Raw genomic sequence first — 17,166 nt, 5'->3', positions numbered from 1 at the left:
CAAAACAGATAGTTGCAAGCCAGACGATGAACGCTCGGCCGGTATCGGGGACATTAGACCGCGGCAATCAGGGAGAGACAGCGATGGAAGCACGCGACGTAAAGACAATCGCGGATTTGAAGGTTTTGATCGAAGAACGCCGCCTGAGTCAGATCAAGGTGGGCCTGGTGGACATGGACGGGGTGATGTGCGGCAAATACATGTCGCGCGACAAATTCCTGTGCGCGCTGGAAGGCGGCTTCGGTTTCTGCGACGTGGTGTTCGGCTGGGACGTGGGCGACAAGCTGTACGACAACACCCTGCTCACCGGCTGGGGCCGCGGCTACGGCGACGCCGAGGTGCGGCTGATCCCCGAATCCTGCCGCGACCTGCCGCTGGAAGGCGATATGATCTTCGTCCAGGGCGAGGTGGTGGGCCGGCTGGAAAGCCTCTGTCCGCGCGGCCTGCTGCGCCGGGTGCTGGAGCGCGCCCGCGGCATGGGTTTCGATGTGCTGGCCGGTTTCGAGTACGAGTTTTTGGCGGTGGACGAAGACAACGATGCGTTGCAGCAGCGCCTCTATCAACACCCCAAGCCGCTGGGCAGCGGCGCCTTCGGCTACTCCATCCTGCGCAGCTCGGTGAACACCGACTTCTACCGCGCCTTGCTGGATCTGTGCGAGCGGATGCAGATGCCCATCGAAGGCCTGCACGAGGAAACCGGCCCCGGCGCGCTGGAAGCCGCGCTGTGCGTGGACAACGCTCTGCGCGCCGCCGACAACGCCGTCTGTTTCAAGACCTTCTCCAAGGTGCTGGCGGAAAAACAGGGCCGCATGCTCTGCTATATGGCCAAGTGGCACCAGGAGCAATCCGGCCAGGGCGGCCACATCCACATCTCGCTGCGCCGCCGCGACGGCGGCGACAGCGCCTTCCACCAGCCGGGACGCGAACACGCGATCAGCGACGCGATGCGTCATTTCATCGGCGGCATCCAGCGGCTGATGCCGGAGTTCATGAGTCTGGCCGCGCCCACGGTCAATAGTTTCCGCCGGCTGGTGCCCGGTTACTGGGCGCCCACCAGCTCGCTGTGGGGCGTGGACAACCGCACTGTGGCCATCCGGGCGATTCCCGGCAGCGCCAAGTCGCAACGCGTCGAATACCGGCTGCCGGGCGCCGACAGCAACCCCTATCTGGCGCTGGCCAGCGGCCTGGCCGCCGGCCTCTACGGCATCGAACACCGTATTGAGCCTGAAGAACCTGTCAGCGCCAACGGCTATCTGCTGGATGCCCCGCCCCACCTGAAACTGCACCGCACCTTGTGGGAAGCCGCTCAGGCGCTGCGCGCCTCCGCCGCGGCCCGCGACTGGTTCGGCGACGATTTCGTCGACCACTTCGCCGCCACCCGCGAGTGGGAAGAACGCGAGTTCCAGCGCCACGTCACCGACTGGGAATTGAAACGCTACTTCGAGATCATTTAAATGAGCGCAAACTACTCCGTCATCACCCCGCTGGACGGCTCCGTGCTGTTACAGCGCAGCTATACCAGCCCGGTCCAGACCCAGGCCGCGCTGGACGCCGCCCGCGCCGCCCAGGCGGGCTGGCGCGCCACCCCGCTAGCCGAACGCAAGGCCTTGATCAACCGGGCGGTGGACTGGCTGATCGCCCACAAGAGCGACTGCGCCGACGCCATCACCCGCCAGATCGGCCGCCCCATCCGCCAGTCCCCTGGCGAAATCGGCGGCCTGACCGAGCGCGCCCGCCATATGCTGGATATCGCCGAGGAGGCGTTGGCCGATCTCCACCCCGCGCCCAAGCCCGGCTTTGAGCGTTGGCTGCGCCGCGAACCGCTGGGCACCGTGCTGGTGCTGGCGCCATGGAACTACCCCTTCCTCACCGCCGTCAACACCATCGCGCCGGCGCTGGCCGCCGGCAACTGCGTGCTGCTCAAGCACTCCTCGCAAACCCCGCTGATCGCCGACCTATTCCGCCAGGCCTGCTCCGCCGCCGGTCTGCCCATCGGCGTGTTCCAGACCCTGGAGCTGGACCATGCCGCCACCTTGAAACTAACCGCGGCGCCCGAAATCGACTTCGTCGCCTTTACCGGTTCGGTGAGCGGCGGCCGCGCGGTGCAGCGGGCGGCCGCCGAGCGCTTCATCGGCGTCGGCCTGGAACTGGGCGGGAAGGATCCGGCCTATGTGCGCGCCGACGCCGACCTGCCGGCGGCGATAGAAAATCTGGTGGACGGCGCCTTTTTCAACTCCGGCCAGTCCTGCTGCGGCATCGAACGCATCTATGTGCAACGCGGGCGCTACCGCGACTTCGTCGATGGCTTCGTCGAACTGACCCGCACCTATCGCTTCGGCCATCCGCTGGACCCGGACACCAATCTGGGACCGATGGTGCGCGCCGGCGCCGCCGACTTCGTCCGCGGACAGATCCAGGCGGCGCTGGCCGCCGGCGCGCGCGCCTTGATTCCGGCCGGCCATTTCGCCGCCGACGCGCCCGGCAGCGCCTATCTGGCCCCGCAGGTGCTGGTGGACGTGGACCACTCCATGAGCGTGATGCGCGAGGAGAGCTTCGGCCCGGTCATCGGCATCATGGCGGTGGACTCCGACGAGGAGGCGCTGCGGCTGATGAACGACAGCGCCTACGGCCTGACCGCCTCGATCTGGACCGCGGACCGCGACGCCGCCGTCCATCTCGGTCAACAACTGGAAACCGGCACCGTGTTCATGAACCGCTGCGACTACCTTGACCCGGCGCTGGCCTGGACCGGAGTCAAAGACACCGGCCGCGGCGTGTCCCTGTCCACGCTGGGCTACCAGCAACTGACCCGGGTCAAATCTTTCCATCTCAAGGGGTAAGGCGATGCAACTGCAAGGCAACTGGAACTATCCGACCAGCATCCGCTTCGGCGCAGGCCGCGCCGCCGAACTGCCGGCGTTGTGCCGCGAACTGGGCATGCGCCGCCCGCTGCTGGTCACCGACCCCGGCCTCGCCAGGCTGCCGATGCTGGCGCGGCTGCAGTCCCTGCTGAGCGGCGCCGGCCTGGAGACGGCCTTGTTCAGCGATATGCGCCCCAACCCGGTGGGCCGCGACGTAGACGCCGGCGTCGCCGCCTTCCGCGACGGCCGCCACGACGGGGTGGTCGCCGTCGGCGGCGGCAGCGCGCTGGACGTGGGCAAAGCCATCGCGCTGATGTCCGGACAAAAACGCCCGCTGTGGGACTTCGAGGACGTGGGCGACAACTGGCTGCGCGTGGACCCCGCCGGCGTCGCGCCCACGCTGGCGGTGCCCACAACCGCCGGCACAGGCTCCGAGGTGGGCCGCGCGTCCCTGATCATCGACGAGGCCGCGCACCGCAAGGTCATCATCTTCCACCCGGCCATGCTGCCCAAGCTGGTGCTGGCGGACCCGGAACTGACCGCCGGCCTGCCGCCGGCCCTGACCGCCGCCACCGGCGTCGACGCGCTGGTGCACAATCTGGAAGCCTTCTGCTCCCCGTTCTACCACCCCATCGCCCAGGGCGTGGCGCTGGAAGGGATGCGGCTGGCGCACGACTGGCTGCCGGCGGCCCACGCCGATGGCGGCAATCTGGAGGCACGCGCTCAAATGCTGTCCTGTTCCATCATGGGCGCCACCGCCTTCCAGAAAGGCCTGGGAGGCGTGCACGCGCTGGCGCACCCCATAGGCGCGGTGTTCGATACCCATCACGGCCTGGCCAACGCCGTGCTGCTGCCCTATGTGCTGGTGCGCAACCGGCCGGCGATAGCCGAACGGCTAGCCGCCGCCGCCCGCTACCTGGGCCTGGCCGACGCCGGCTTCGACGGTTTCCTGGCTTGGGTGCTGCAATTGCGCGCCAGCCTGGGCATTCCCCACACCCTGGCGGAGATCGGCATCGGCGCGGACGCCGCCGCCGACATCGGCCGCATGGCCAAGGCCGACCCCAGCGACGGCGGCAACCCGCTTCCGCTGTCCGCCGACGACTACCGCGCGATCTTCCTCGCCGCGCAGCAAGGCAGGCTGTGATGAGGCGCCCGCTGATCGGCCTGACCACCTATCCGGCGGCGCCCGAGCACGGCTACCACACGCCCCTGGAATACGTGGTGGCGGTGGCGCGCGCCGGCGGCGCGCCGGTGCAGTTGCCGGCGCTGGGCCCCGACATGGTGGACAGCTGGCTGGACAAGCTGGACGGCGTGGTGCTGATCGGCGGCGGCGACATCGACCCCGCCCGCTTCGACGGCGGCGGCCATCCCACCATTTACAACCTCAGCCCGGAACGCGACGCCACTGAAACCGCGCTGGCGCGCGCGCTGCTGCAACGCAAACTGCCAACGCTGGCAATCTGCCGCGGCCTGCAAATCCTCAACACCGTGCTGGGCGGCAGCCTGCACCTGCACCTGCCGGACGTGGTGGGCGAGGCCGTGCCCCATCGCGCGCCGCCGCGCGCGCCAACCCCTCACCCGGTGCGCGTCGCCGCCGGCTCCTGCCTGGCTGGCCTGATCGGCACCGAAGTCCTCACCCAGTCCTGGCACCACCAGGCGATAGACCGCCCCGGCAAGGGAGTGGTGCCGGTGGCCTGGGCGCCTGACGGCGTGATCGAGGCGATAGAAATCGCCGGTTTCCCCCAGTTGATCGCGGTGCAATGGCACCCCGAACTCTCCGCCGAGCGCGACGACGGTCAGCAAAGACTGTTCGACGCGCTAGTCACCATGAGCGGCGGTCCGCCGCCCGGCTGAGCGTAGCCGCACCTCGCCCCAGACATAGACACGAAGCCCGGATCACCGGGCCAGGACCCGGCCGGCCTCCGCCGCCGTTCGGGCGCCGGCGCGTACGCGCGCCCAGGCGGAAAACCACAGACATACACAATGAGAGAGGAACATCATGGAACCAGTCCGGCATGAGTCCGCGCCCGTCGGCGAGGACGAAAAACTGTTGCACAGCATGGGTTACGCTCAGGAGTTGTCCCGACGCATGAGCGGCTTTTCCAACTTCGCCATCTCCTTTTCCATCATCTGCGTGCTGGCCGGCGGCATTACCGCCTTCCCGGCCGGGCTTAGCGCCGGCGGCGGCGCGGCCATCGGCATAGGCTGGCCGGTGGGTACCTTGTTCGCCGCCATCGTCGCCGCGGCGATGGCTCAGATCGCCTCCGCCTACCCTACCGCCGGCGGGCTCTACCACTGGGCGTCCATCCTGGGCGGCAAGGGCCTGGGCTGGACCACCGCCTGGATCAATCTGCTGGGGCTGATCTTCGTCACCGCCGCAGTCAACTTCGGCGTTTACGATCCCTTCTTCAAAACTCTGGTCGCGCCGCTGCTGGGCCTCAATCCGGAACACCTGGGCTGGGGCCATCAGACCGCATTCCTCGCCGTGGTGGCGCTGAGCCAGGCCTGGCTCAATCACCTGGGCATCAAGCTCACCACCAGGCTGACCGATCTGTCCGGCTATCTGATTTTCATCGTCACCCTGGCGCTGGTAGTCTCGCTGCTGATCTATGCGCCCGGGCCGCTGGACTTCTCCCGACTGTGGACCTTCCACAACTTCAGCGGCGCCGACGGCGGCGCCTGGCCACGGATGGACAACACCGTGATGGTATTCCTGGCCGGCTTGTTGCTCACCGTCTATACCCTGACCGGCTACGACGCCTCCGCTCACACCTCGGAGGAAACCCGCGAGGCGGCGCGCAACGTGCCCAAGGGCATTTTGCGCTCCGTGCTGTGGTCCGGCGTATTCGGCTATCTGATGATCTGCGCCTTCGTGCTGGTGCTGCCGGACCTGAGCGCCGGGGTCAAAGCCGGAATGGGCTTTTTCGACTTGCTGCTGAACGCGCTGCCGCCGGCCTTGAAAGCGGCGCTGGGCATAGGCATCTTCCTGGTCAACTATCTGTGCGGCCTGGCCTGCCTGACCTCAACCTCGCGCATGATGTACGCCTTCGCTCGCGACGGCGGCCTGCCGGCCTCGCGTTGGCTGCGCCAGGTGCACCCGCAGCACCGCACTCCGGGCCCGGCGATCTGGGTCAGCGCCGTGCTGGCCATCGCCGTCACCCTGTACGGCGACGCCTTCCTGGTATTGTCCACCGGCGCGGCGGTGTTCCTGTACATCTCCTACATCCTGCCCTCCGCCGCCGGGCTATTCGCCGAAGGCCGCAGTTGGACCCATAAGGGACCGTTCAATCTGGGCAGAGCCTCCAAACCCATCGCCGCGCTGGCCACGCTGGGCGGCGCGGTGCTGGTCTTCGTCGGCATGCAGCCGCCCAACGAGAAAGTGCTCTACCTGACCATCGCGCTGCTGCTGATGCTGGCGTTGTTCTGGTTCGCGCTGGGCGTGCGCAAACAATTCAAGGGGCCGCCCACCGGCCAGCGCATCCAAGGCCATCAGGCGCATATCCGCGAAATCGAAAGCGCGCTGGACGAGGCCGGCTGAACGCCAAGTCCAAGCGGGAGACCGGCGCGGCAGGACAAAGCGCTTGTCTCCCGACGGCAAATACGGAATCATCCGGACACGAACCACCGCCAGAGAAGCCCATGCTCGTCACCCCGGAACAATTGCTCGCCTTCACCGCCGCCGCCATGCTGATCACGCTGTCGCCCGGTCCGGACAATCTGATGGTGCTGAGCCAGGGCATTGCCCGCGGCCGCCGCCAAGGCGTGGCTTTCGGCCTGGGCTGCGCGCTGGGCTGCCTGAACCACACGGTGCTGGCCGCGCTTGGCGTCAGCGCGCTGATCGCCGCCTCGCCGCTGGCCTTCACCCTGCTGAAGTTTGCCGGCGGCGGCTACTTGATCTATCTGGGCTGGCAGGCCCTGCGCAGCCCCGGCGCCCACTTCCGGGCCTCCGCCAATCAGAACGCCACACCCTTGACCGCCACCTTCCGCAAAGGCCTGATCGCCAATGCGATCAACCCCAAGGTGGTGTTGTTCTTCCTCGCCTTCCTGCCGCAATTCGTCAACCCGGCTCAAGGCCCTGCCGGGCTGCAAATCGCCGTGCTCGGCCTGGTCTTCACGCTGCAAGGCGCGTTGATTTTCGGCTGCCTCGGCTATTTCTCCGGCGCCATCGGCCAATGGCTGGCCAAGAGCCGCCGCGCCAGTCAGTGGCTGGACCGCGCCGCCGGCAGCGTATTCATTCTGCTGGGCTTGAAGCTGATTCTGGGCCGCGGCCACTAGAAGCCAGGGGTTCTCCGGATGCCATAAAAAAGCCGGCAAGCAAGCTTGCCGGCTGTTCGCGGTATCGCGAGCCTTAGAACGTGTTTACGATCTCGCGAGCAAGGGCGAGACAAGGCGAAAACGGCTGAGAAAGCGGAATGCATAGATGGTACATGAGCATTTCGAAGTGGTACTCACCGTGCCAAGTTTCACGAAGCGCAGCAGATCGTGAACAGGTTCTTACTTCTGGATCAGGAACTCCACCAGCACGTTCTTGAACAGGAAGCCGGACACGCCGAAACCCAGCACCAGAAACAGGATGAACATGCCCATCTTGCCGGCCTGAGCCTTCTTGCCCAGGTCCCAGATGATGAAGCCCATGAAAATGATCAGGCCGCCCAAGCACACGATCATCGAGATATTGGTGAATTGTTCTTCCGACACTTGTTTTCCTTTGCGTCCACAGCCGATAACGAGCCGGCGGAGGCTTTGAATCTCAGCTCCGCCTAACCGTAATAAGATACTCGCCATCGCCCGCTGGCTCAATGCCCGCGCACGGTTATCGACGCCAGCGCAGCCGCTGCAACACCAGGGCGACGCCCAGCGCGGCCAACAACATGCCGCCCACCGCCAACGCGCTCAGCTGTTCATCAAACAGCCACCATGCCTGCACCGCAGCCAGGCCCGGCGTCAGATAAAAGTAACTGGCCACCTTGCTGACTTCGCCGTCCTTCAGCATCCGCATCAGTAGCAGGATGGCCAGCACAGACAGCGCCAACACGCTCCAGCCCAAGGCCAGCGCTAGCTGCGCGTTCCAATGGATGGCCGCGCCGCGTTCCAGGCTCAGGGCCAACGCGCCGGTGATCAGGAAGGCCGCCAGGTATTGATGGAAGGCGCCGGTCAGCGGATGCACGCCCTGGCCAAAACGCTTCTGGTAAAGGGTGCCTGCGGTGATTGCGCACAAGGCCAGCGCTGTCAGCCACAGACCCGGATTGGCGCCTAGCTGCAAGCCTTTGCCTCCCAACACCACCAGCAGCGCGCCGCCAAAGCCTATCGCCAGACCAAGCCACTGCATCCGGCTCAGCCTCTGCTCGCCCATCAACCAGCTCAACACCGCGGTCAGTATTGGTTGCAGGCCGACGATGAGCGCGGTGATGCCGGCCGGCACCGCCAGCTTGATGCCGGCGAAGCTGGCACCCAGATAGAGGCCGTGCAGCATGGCGCCACATGCCCATTGGTGCTTGGCCGCAGCCAGACCGGGCCAGGCGGGACGGAAGTAGGCGATCAGCGCGCCGAAGCACAGCAGGGTCAGCCCCATCCGTATCGCCAAAAAGGTGAACGGGCCGATGAAAGGCAGGCCTAACTTGGCGCCGATGAAGCCGGTGCTCCACAACAGCACAAAGGCCCAGGGAATCCAGGCGTTGGATCGACTATTGGTTTCCATATCGAGTTTTCATTAAAAAAAGCCCCCAGCGGGGGCTTTTCGGACCAAGCGCGGAGCTTTAGCCGCGTTTCAGTTTGGCGTTGCCGGCAATCCGCATCCGCAGCGCGTTCAGGCGGATGAAGCCTGCCGCATCCGCGTGGTTGTAGGCGCCGCCGTCTTCATCGAAGGTGGCGATGGTGGGATCGAACAAGGAATCGGTCTTGGATTCGCGGCCCACCACGATCACATTGCCCTTATATAGTTTCAGCCGCACCCAGCCGTTGACCGTGGCCTGGGAGGCGTCGATCATGCCTTGCAGCATCTGACGTTCCGGGCTCCACCAGTAGCCGGTGTAGACCAGCTGGGCGTACTTGGGCATCAGTTCGTCCTTCAGATGCGCCACTTCGCGGTCCAGAGTGATGGACTCGATCGCGCGGTGCGCCTTGAGCATGATGCTGCCGCCCGGAGTTTCGTAGCAACCGCGTGACTTCATGCCCACGTAACGATTTTCCACGATGTCGAGCCGGCCGATGCCGTGCTTGCCGCCCAGGCGGTTCAGCTCGGTCAGCACCTGGGCCGGGCTCATCGCCACTCCGTTGATGGCGGTGATGTCGCCCTTTTCATAGCTGAGCTCGATGTATTCGGCCTGATCCGGAGCGTTCTCCGGGCTCACCGTCCACAGCCACATATCTTCTTCCGGCTCCGCCGCCGGATCTTCCAGCACCGTGCCTTCGTAGGAGATGTGCAGCAGGTTGGCGTCCATCGAGTACGGGCTGCCGCCGCCCTTCTTCTTGCTGATGTCGATGCCGTGGGTTTCGGCGTAAGTCAGCAGTTTCTCGCGCGAGAGCAAGTCCCATTCGCGCCACGGCGCGATCACCTTGACGTCCGGCTTCAGCGCGTAATAACCCAGTTCGAAACGCACTTGGTCGTTGCCCTTGCCGGTGGCGCCGTGCGACACCGCATCGGCGCCCACCTGATTGGCGATCTCAATCTGGCGCTTGGCGATCAGCGGCCGCGCAATCGAGGTGCCCAGCAGGTATTCGCCTTCGTAGATGGCGTTGGCGCGGAACATCGGGAACACGAAGTCGCGGACGAACTCCTCGCGCAGATCGTCGATGAAGATGTTTTCCGGCTTGATGCCCAGCGACACCGCCTTTTTGCGCGCCGGCTCCACCTCTTCGCCCTGACCGATGTCGGCGGTGAAAGTCACCACCTCGCACTGATAGGTGTCTTGCAGCCACTTGAGAATCACTGAAGTATCCAGACCGCCGGAGTACGCCAATACCACTTTCTTGATGTCAGACATTTTGTATTCTTTCAAATCCATTGATTACCGGATTCGGCCCGCGCTGCGCGGTCTCGCCGAATCGTTCGAACGGCGGGCGCTCGCCCGCATCGTGAGTTCAGTCGTAACGCTGGCCCAGCAGCAGGAACTCGATGAGCGCCTTCTGCACGTGCATGCGGTTTTCCGCCTCGTCCCAAACCACGCTCTGCGGCCCGTCTATCACCGCCGCGGCCACTTCCTCGCCGCGATGCGCCGGCAAACAGTGCATGAACAACGCGTCCGGCTTGGCCAGCTTCATCAGCTCCGGCGTCACCTGATAGTCGCGGAAGGCCTCCAGGCGCGCCTCTTTCTCCGCCTCGAAACCCATGCTGGTGAACACATCGGTGGTCACCAAATCCGCGCCGGACGCCGCGTGGATGGCGCTATGGCTGGGTTCGAAATGCTCGGGGCCGTAGTGCTGACCATCCAAAGCCTTGAGTTCGAAGCCCACCGGCGTGGCCACCTTGAGTTTGAAACCCAGGATTTTGGCCGCCTGCAGCCAGGTGCGGCAGACATTGTTGCCGTCGCCTATCCAGGCCACGGTTTTTCCCTTTATCGAGCCGCGCTGCTCGATGAAGGTAAAAATGTCAGCCAGGATCTGGCACGGGTGGTACTCGTTGGTCAGGCCATTGATCACCGGCACCTTGGAGTGCGCGGCCAGACGCTGCACCAGCGCCTGCTCGTAGGTGCGGATCATGATGATGTCGCTCATCCGGGACAGCACGCGGGCGGTATCCTCGATGGGCTCGCCGCGGCCCATCTGCGAGCTTTGCGAATCCAGGAACATCGCGTGGCCGCCCAGTTGCGCCATGCCCGCTTCGAAAGACACGCGGGTACGGGTGGAATTCTTCTCGAACACCATGGACATCACCTTGCCGACGAGCGGCTGGTACAACTGGCCGTCGCTACGTCGTCGCTTCAGGACCTTGCTGCGCTCAAAGAGGTGGCGATATTCCTCGTGGGTCAGGTCGCTGAATTGCAGGTAATGCCTAGGGGACGTCATGGTGCTCCATTTCAAAAAAAAAGCCACCGCGCGTTCGACACCATTTCAGTGTCCTTCATGCGCGATGGCACATTACTACACGCTGGTCTCAAGTCATTCACAGGCGTCGCAAACACGTCTACGCAAAGCGCATGATTTACATAATTGCGACAAGAGTTATATTTATCGGAAATCAGCCTGTCTGACAAGCATTCATTTGAACAAGGCGCGTCCCGGCAGTTGCGCCAGCTCCCCTTCTTTGAGCACCCGCAGCAAAAACTCCCCGCCGTCCTCGGCCAAACCGTGCATTTCTATGGATTTCTGGGTTTTTTGCAGTCGCGCCAAATAGGCGAGGATGGTGTCGTCTATCACCTGACCGGGCACCAACACCGGAATGCCGGGAGGATACGGCACAATCTGGTCGCAGCAGACGCGCCCAACCAGCGCCGCGTTGGGACGGCCGTCGTCGTCCAGCAGCGGCAGTCGCTCGCCGGCCTCGTAGAAAGCGTCGCGCGGCAAGCTGGCCAGCCGGGAAAACCGCGGTATCTCCGGCATCCGCCCCAGCGGCCGCGGCGGGCGCTTTTCCTTGGCCAGGCGCAGCATCGCGTCATATAGCCGCGATACCTTGCTGCGGGTGGTGCCCAGGGTCAGCAGCAGCGTGATGGTGCTGAACGTGGATTTCTCCACTTGGATGTTGTAGCGCTCGAACAGCGCCTGCTGCAGCTCGTCCGCCGTGAAGCCGGACTGAGTGATGTCCACGGTCAGCTTGGTGGGGTCCAGTTGGATGCCGTCCTCGCGTACCTCCTCCGGCAGCAAATCCGACAGCTCCAGCACCCGGAAGGCGCCGGTGGAGTTGATCTTGTCGCGCAACTCCTGCGCCAGCTTCAGCGTGCGATCCAGCAGCCGGTAACCTTCCATCACCGCCTGCTTGCGTGCCACGTCCAGGCTGGCGATCAGGTTGTACTGCGGGCTGGTCGACGCATGCATATTGAAGTTTTCCCGGAACAGGTGGGCGTCGAAGCCGGGATCGTTGACGTGAATCATGCTGGCCTGGGAGAACGCGGACAGCACCTTGTGCGTGCTCTGAGTCACATAGTCGGCTCCGGATTCCAGCGCCGTAGGCCGAAACGCCGGATGAAAGCGGGCGAAGCCGTACCAGGCTTCGTCGACGATGACCTTGATGCCCTGCTCGTGCGCGGCCTCGATGATGGGCTTCAGGTCGTAGCGCAGGCCGTCGTAGGTGCAGGAAGTCAGAATCAGCACCCGCGCGTCGGGATTGGCGTCGATGGCGGCGAAGATGGTTTCCTTGGGCACCGGGCCGAAAATGCCGAACTGCTTGTTGATGGAGGAATCCAGATACACCGGCAGCGCGCCGGACAGGATCACGCCGTGGTGCACCGATTTGTGACAGTTTCGGTCCAACAGCAACTTGTCGCCGGGCGCCAGCAGGGTCTGAAAGATCACCTTGTTGGAGGTGGAGGTGCCGTTAGTGGCGAAGTAAGTGCGCTTGGCGCCGAAGGCCTTGGCCGCCAGCATCTGCGCCTCCTCGATCACGCCGGTCGGGTGCAGCAGCGAATCCAGCATCGGCACCGACACCGACAGATCGGCGCGCAGCATGCTTTCACCGACGAAATCATGAAAATCGCCCACCCAGGGGCTGCCTTTCAAGGAATCGCCGCCGGAATGCCCGGGCGTGTGCCAGGAATCCTTGGCCATGCGCACGTATTGCTTGAGTTTGTCGTAGAACGGCGTCGCCGACTTCTCCGCCAACTCCGCGGACAGAATGCGGAACCAGCCGTGAAAATCCAGCTCGTCGCGATAGAAGTAACCGTCCACCGCGTGGCTGGCCAGGTCCTCCACCAACGCGCGCTCGTCATCGTCGAACAACAAAACGTAGAGTGAAATTTCCGGACGGAAGGCGCTGATGCGGTTGGCCAATTGGGCCGCCGGCTGGCTGACGCCCTTTTCCTGCAACTGCTTGTCCACCAGCACGACCTGAACGTCGCCATCGCGGGCGATCAAATCCAGCGCGTCCTGACTGCGCGCAACGCCGACGAAGGTCAGACCGTAAGGGTTTTCCAGCCGGACCGCGGCGGCGCCCAGTCCGGCCAGCACATCGGCCTGCCATTTGGCGTCGTCGCTGACCACCAGCACTCGGCTAACGGGTGTCATGATTGGGTTTCTCCTGTTGATGTTGCTTTGCGCTGTTATTAATGGATTTGTCTGCCTAAGTCGCTCGCGCAATTTCGCTTGTTTTTATATTTGCCTATCCTATCCACATCCGTGCGTCGGCGTCATTTTGCAGTCGCACATCAGGGTTTCCCCATATTCAACGCAAGCTCGGCGCGGCCAGACAAGGCAGCCCCCCTTGCGGTACAATCGCCGCCATGCTGACCCCTGCTGAAAAAGACGCCATTCGCGACCATTACCGGACCATAGCCGACAACCTGCCGGGCTTTCGCCCGCGCGCCGCGCAACGCCGCATGCTGGCGGAAATCGCCAACGCCCTGTCGCGCAGCAAGGATAAGGAAGGCGACGACTGGCCGGAACGCGCCGGCGAAAGCATCACCGTAATCGAAGGCCCCACCGGGGTTGGCAAAAGCCTGGCCTATCTGCTGGCCGGGGGCGTGATGGCCAAATCCCGCGCCAAAAAACTGGTGGTCACCAGCGCCACCGTCGCCTTGCAGGAACAGCTGGTCAACCGCGACCTGCCCTTCGTCGTCGAGAACAGCGGCCTGCCGCTCACCTTCGCGCTGGCCAAGGGCCGCGGCCGCTACCTGTGCCCGCAACGCATCTACGCGCTAACCGCTGAAAACGCCCAGGGCCAGCTGTTGGACCTGGACCCGACGCTGGCGCTGTGGGACCGCAAGCCGGAGGCCGGCGAAATCGAAACCCTGCGCCAGCTGGCCGACGCCTTCTACTACCGCCGCTGGAACGGCGACCGCGACGCCTGGGACAGCGTGATAGACGACGGTTTGTGGTCCCGCGTCACCAACGACCGCCACGGCTGCCTCAAGGCCGCCTGTCCGAACCGGCCGGAATGCCCGTTCTACCTGGCGCGCGACGTGCTGGAAAACGTGGACGTGGTGGTGGCCAATCACGACCTGATGTTGGCCGACGTGTCCATGGGCGGCGGCGTGATCCTGCCGGCGCCGGAAGAAAGTTACTACTGTATCGACGAGGCGCACCACCTGGCCAAAAAGGCGGTCAACCAGTTTTCCGCCGAACACTCCTTGGCTCAAGCCATGTCCTGGCTGGACAAAGTGGCCGCCGCCGCCATCCGCGTGGAAGCGCTGACCAATAAGGTGGACATCGTGAGTCAGGCGATTGAAGCCGCCAGCGCTTGCAGCGAAACCTTGACCGAATGGCTGTGGCTGCTGGAAGGCGAAGACGCGCTGGCCGCCTCCAGCGACAATCTGGAACCCACCTGGCTGATAGAAGACGGCGTGCTCCCGGAACGCTTCCAGGGCCCCACCGCCAATATGGCCACCTCGGCGCGCTCCCTGTTCAAGCAACTGAGCCAGCTCACCGACGCGCTGGGCGAAGCGCGCAAGGACAAGGGCGGCGAGGCGGCGCAAGTCGACAAGACCGCTTCCGACCTCGGCTTTCTCACCGCGCGCGCCGAGCAGTTGCTGGCGGTGTGGGAGTTGTTCGAGAAGGAAACCGAGCCCACCAGCCCGCCCATCGCCAAATGGATCACCCGCCGCGCCGAAGGCAAGGGGGACTACCTGTTCTCCGCATCGCCTGTCAGTGCCGCCGCCAGCCTGGCCGCCAACCTGTGGCGCCGCGCCGCCGGCGCCATCCTGACTTCGGCCACGCTGCGTTCGCTAGGCGAATTCGAACTGCTGCTGTCGCAAACCGGCCTCAAGTGGATGCCGGAAGTCAGCTGTGTGGCGCTGGATTCCCCGTTCAACTTCGGCGAACAGGGCGAGCTTTATCTGCCCCCCATGCTGGCCAGCCCCAAGGACGCCGGCGGTCATACCCGCGAAATCGTCGAATGGCTGCCCAAACTGATCGACCTCAAGGAGCCGGTCGGCACCCTGGTGCTGTTCTCTTCCCGCAAACAAATGCAAGACGTCGCCGCCGGCCTGCCGGCCGCGCTGCGCGAGCGGCTGCTGATTCAGGGCGAAATCCCCAAGAGCCTGCTGATCGAACAACACCATCAACGACTGAAACAGAGCGAGCCCAGCGTGATTTTCGGCCTGGACTCCTTCTCCGAAGGGCTGGACCTGCCCGGCGAAAGCTGCGTGCACGTGATTATTGCCAAGCTGCCGTTCGCCATGCCGGACGACCCGGTGGGCAAAACCCTGTCTCGCTGGATAGAGAAACGCGGCGGCAACCCCTTCATCGAACTGACGGTGCCGGAAGCCTCGATCAAGCTGGTGCAGGCCGTCGGCCGCCTGATTCGCACCGAGCGCGATTACGGCCGCGTCACCATTTTGGACAACCGGCTGCAAAAACAAAGCTACGGCAAGCGGCTGCTCGCCTCGCTGCCGCCATTCAAGCGCATCTGATTTTCGGGTAAAATACTAAATATTCAGCAACAAACAAAACGCCTGAACATAAAACGCCAAGCGCAAATCGCTTAGCAGACGATAAAAAACAGGCTAAACCAAAAGCAAACACTCCGGTCCACCGCCATGATCTGCAATCCATACGAAATAGTCATCCAGGGCATCACTTCCGAAGGGCGCACCTTTCGCCCCAGCGACTGGGCCGAACGCCTGGCCGGCATCCTAGCCTCCTTCGACGATCAAAAGCTGCACTACCACGCCCATGTCCGCCCGATGATGCTGGATGGCGTGCGCTGTGTGGCGGTGGATAAGAAACTGGAAAAAATCAGCCCCCAGGTGTTTTGCTTTCTAATGGATTTCGCCAAGGACAACGACCTGCGCATCGTCGATTGCCGCACCCTGCTGGACGAGGTCTACCCGAACCAATTCTTGGCGTAATTACAACACCACACCTGTCCGATTTATCTTTAAGCAACAGATTAGCAACATCCACGTCATATTTTGTGGCTAAACTAAGACAAGTGTTGTGGCGACACCGCAGTTTGGTTTGTTAAGAAACCTTGCGCGACATGGAGCCGACACCCGGATTAATTAAAGCAAAACAGACTTGGAGTATTCATGATGCAAAAGAAAAATCTGGCAGCTCTGGTTGCCGCGATGTTCGCCTTGCCCGTTGTCGCCCACGCTGACGTGACCATCTACGGTTTCCTGAGCGGCGGCATCGAATCGTCCAAAGCCACCGGCTCCGGCGGTTCCGAGTACAGCAGCCGCACCCGCATCGTCGACCACAACTCCCGCATCGGCTTCAAGGGTTTTGAAGACATCGGCGGCGGCACCAAGGCAATCTGGCAGGTGGAAAACAGCCTGCGCAACTTCGAACAAGGCGGCACCAACGACAAGGGACAAACCGCGTCCTTCGCCACCCGCAACTCCTTCATCGGCATCGACAACGGCGACTTCGGCCGCGTACTGCTGGGCCAACACGACTCCGCTTACAAGATGTTCACCGGCAGCGGCAACAGCGCGCTGGGTACCGACCTGCTGGTCAACACCACCGCCGACAACTTCGGCAGCAGCTCGGTCAACAGCCGCGGCGAAGCCCGCTTGGCCAACTCGGTTCACTACTTCTCCCCGAGCTGGGCCGGCTTCAAGCTGGGCGCGTCCTGGGGCGTGGATGAAAACCGCGTGTCCGGCAACGACTCCAAGCGCATCTCCCTGGGCTTGGGCTACACCTGGCAAGGCCTGAACCTGGCCGCTGGCTGGGATCGCCAGTACGATACGGCGGTGAAAGCCAACACCAACTCCTACAACACCTCCAGCAGCAACAGCCCGGCGGTGTTGTCGCTGAACTCCGGCAAGAACGTCACCTTCTACAGCCTGGCAGCCAGCTACAAGTTCGACTTCGGCACCTTCGTCGGCGGCAACTACGAATGGGGCACCTTCGACCAAGTCGGCGGTGGTCAGCTGAAGCAGGACAACTGGCTGATCGCGTTGGGCCAGGACTTTGGCGCAGCTTCGCTCAAGCTGTCCTACGGCCAGCTGGGCACCTTGAAAAATGTAGGCGCCGGCGTCAACGGCGACGATTTCAAGGCCAAGCAATGGACTCTGGGCGGCACTTACAATCTGTCCAAAACCACCCAAGTGCTGGCTTACTACACCAAGATCAGCAACAACGCCAAAGCCAAGGCCAACTTCGCCAACAACCCGGTATACGATACCGGTTTGGGCACCAGCGATGCGGCTCTGACCGCCGGCAACGACCCGCAAGCCTTCGGCGTGGGCTTCAAGATCGCTTTCTGATCCTGAAC

The 17,166-nt window shown here is 63.7% G+C and carries 13 protein-coding genes and 1 pseudogene; 9 read left to right on the top strand and 5 right to left on the bottom strand.

Going from position 1 to position 17,166, the window contains the following annotated elements:
• The first annotated feature begins 83 nt into the window (after positions 1-83).
• The 6 genes from DXT74_RS13035 (at position 84) to DXT74_RS13010 (ending at position 7,136) form a co-directional block, all read left to right on the top strand.
• Positions 84-1,454 (top strand): glutamine synthetase family protein, encoded by a 1,371-nt coding sequence (locus DXT74_RS13035; RefSeq protein WP_043641573.1) that lies wholly within the window; start codon positions 84-86, stop codon positions 1,452-1,454.
• The gene (locus DXT74_RS13030) at positions 1,455-2,840 is read left to right on the top strand and encodes an aldehyde dehydrogenase family protein (RefSeq protein ID WP_194426166.1); all 1,386 of its coding nucleotides are present in this window, start codon (positions 1,455-1,457) and stop codon (positions 2,838-2,840) included.
• Positions 2,841-2,844: 4 nt separating this feature from the next.
• On the top strand, positions 2,845-4,005 hold the full coding sequence (locus DXT74_RS13025; protein WP_194426165.1) for an iron-containing alcohol dehydrogenase: 1,161 nt from the start codon (positions 2,845-2,847) through the stop codon (positions 4,003-4,005).
• Positions 4,005-4,715: a gamma-glutamyl-gamma-aminobutyrate hydrolase family protein gene (locus DXT74_RS13020; protein WP_194426164.1), complete on the top strand. Its 711-nt coding sequence runs from the start codon at positions 4,005-4,007 to the stop codon at positions 4,713-4,715. Before DXT74_RS13025 ends, DXT74_RS13020 begins: the two co-directional genes overlap by 1 nt.
• A gap of 145 nt (positions 4,716-4,860) precedes the next feature.
• Entirely contained in the window at positions 4,861-6,399 is a 1,539-nt protein-coding gene (locus DXT74_RS13015) for an amino acid permease (protein WP_043641566.1), read from the top strand.
• A 101-nt stretch (positions 6,400-6,500) separates the two neighbouring features.
• Positions 6,501-7,136: a LysE family translocator gene (locus tag DXT74_RS13010; protein WP_194426163.1), complete on the top strand. Its 636-nt coding sequence runs from the start codon at positions 6,501-6,503 to the stop codon at positions 7,134-7,136.
• A gap of 219 nt (positions 7,137-7,355) precedes the next feature.
• Here DXT74_RS13010 and DXT74_RS13005 read toward each other — a convergent pair whose 3' ends face one another.
• The 5 genes from DXT74_RS13005 to DXT74_RS12985 all read right to left on the bottom strand — a co-directional run bounded on the left by DXT74_RS13005 (position 7,356) and on the right by DXT74_RS12985 (position 13,016).
• Positions 7,356-7,559, bottom strand: coding sequence for a DUF2788 domain-containing protein (locus tag DXT74_RS13005; protein ID WP_019099892.1), 204 nt, complete (start codon positions 7,557-7,559; stop codon positions 7,356-7,358).
• A 115-nt stretch (positions 7,560-7,674) separates the two neighbouring features.
• A complete protein-coding gene (locus tag DXT74_RS13000; RefSeq protein ID WP_194426162.1) occupies positions 7,675-8,559 on the bottom strand; it encodes a DMT family transporter in 885 nt (294 codons plus the stop codon).
• A 58-nt stretch (positions 8,560-8,617) separates the two neighbouring features.
• Positions 8,618-9,844: an argininosuccinate synthase gene (locus DXT74_RS12995; protein ID WP_081556203.1), complete on the bottom strand. Its 1,227-nt coding sequence runs from the start codon at positions 9,842-9,844 to the stop codon at positions 8,618-8,620.
• 97 nt (positions 9,845-9,941) lie between these two features.
• Positions 9,942-10,865, bottom strand: coding sequence for an ornithine carbamoyltransferase (gene argF / locus DXT74_RS12990; protein ID WP_194426161.1), 924 nt, complete (start codon positions 10,863-10,865; stop codon positions 9,942-9,944).
• Positions 10,866-11,057: 192 nt separating this feature from the next.
• The gene (locus DXT74_RS12985; RefSeq protein WP_039755757.1) at positions 11,058-13,016 is read right to left on the bottom strand and encodes an aminotransferase class I/II-fold pyridoxal phosphate-dependent enzyme; all 1,959 of its coding nucleotides are present in this window, start codon (positions 13,014-13,016) and stop codon (positions 11,058-11,060) included.
• 215 nt (positions 13,017-13,231) lie between these two features.
• Here DXT74_RS12985 and dinG point away from each other — a divergent pair, with 215 nt between their 5' ends.
• The 3 genes and pseudogenes from dinG (at position 13,232) to DXT74_RS12970 (ending at position 17,158) form a co-directional block, all read left to right on the top strand.
• The gene (gene dinG / locus DXT74_RS12980) at positions 13,232-15,358 is read left to right on the top strand and encodes an ATP-dependent DNA helicase DinG (protein ID WP_019102916.1); all 2,127 of its coding nucleotides are present in this window, start codon (positions 13,232-13,234) and stop codon (positions 15,356-15,358) included.
• A gap of 126 nt (positions 15,359-15,484) precedes the next feature.
• Positions 15,485-15,769 (top strand): annotated as a pseudogene (locus tag DXT74_RS12975) (DUF3579 domain-containing protein); the annotation flags it as partial.
• Positions 15,770-15,976: 207 nt separating this feature from the next.
• Positions 15,977-17,158 (top strand): porin, encoded by a 1,182-nt coding sequence (locus DXT74_RS12970; protein ID WP_231138179.1) that lies wholly within the window; start codon positions 15,977-15,979, stop codon positions 17,156-17,158.
• Positions 17,159-17,166: the final 8 nt, after the last annotated feature.

Source organism: Chromobacterium sp. Rain0013 (assembly GCF_015291765.1).
Classification (GTDB): Bacteria; Pseudomonadota; Gammaproteobacteria; order Burkholderiales; family Chromobacteriaceae; genus Chromobacterium; species Chromobacterium haemolyticum.
The sequence above is the reverse complement of the archived record's forward strand: the minus strand, read 5'-3'. Positions and strand labels throughout refer to the sequence as shown.

What these genes read in the sequence shown, in the direction of transcription:
- DXT74_RS13035 (WP_043641573.1), top strand. Translation starts at nt 84, where the DNA reads ATGGAAGCACGCGACGTAAAGACAATCGCGGATTTGAAGGTTTTGATC.
- DXT74_RS13030 (WP_194426166.1), top strand. Translation starts at nt 1,455, where the DNA reads ATGAGCGCAAACTACTCCGTCATCACCCCGCTGGACGGCTCCGTGCTG.
- DXT74_RS13025 (WP_194426165.1), top strand. Translation starts at nt 2,845, where the DNA reads ATGCAACTGCAAGGCAACTGGAACTATCCGACCAGCATCCGCTTCGGC.
- DXT74_RS13020 (WP_194426164.1), top strand. Translation starts at nt 4,005, where the DNA reads ATGAGGCGCCCGCTGATCGGCCTGACCACCTATCCGGCGGCGCCCGAG.
- DXT74_RS13015 (WP_043641566.1), top strand. Translation starts at nt 4,861, where the DNA reads ATGGAACCAGTCCGGCATGAGTCCGCGCCCGTCGGCGAGGACGAAAAA.
- DXT74_RS13010 (WP_194426163.1), top strand. Translation starts at nt 6,501, where the DNA reads ATGCTCGTCACCCCGGAACAATTGCTCGCCTTCACCGCCGCCGCCATG.
- DXT74_RS13000 (WP_194426162.1), bottom strand. Translation starts at nt 8,559, where the DNA reads ATGGAAACCAATAGTCGATCCAACGCCTGGATTCCCTGGGCCTTTGTG.
- DXT74_RS12995 (WP_081556203.1), bottom strand. Translation starts at nt 9,844, where the DNA reads ATGTCTGACATCAAGAAAGTGGTATTGGCGTACTCCGGCGGTCTGGAT.
- argF (WP_194426161.1), bottom strand. Translation starts at nt 10,865, where the DNA reads ATGACGTCCCCTAGGCATTACCTGCAATTCAGCGACCTGACCCACGAG.
- DXT74_RS12985 (WP_039755757.1), bottom strand. Translation starts at nt 13,016, where the DNA reads ATGACACCCGTTAGCCGAGTGCTGGTGGTCAGCGACGACGCCAAATGG.
- dinG (WP_019102916.1), top strand. Translation starts at nt 13,232, where the DNA reads ATGCTGACCCCTGCTGAAAAAGACGCCATTCGCGACCATTACCGGACC.
- DXT74_RS12970 (WP_231138179.1), top strand. Translation starts at nt 15,977, where the DNA reads ATGATGCAAAAGAAAAATCTGGCAGCTCTGGTTGCCGCGATGTTCGCC.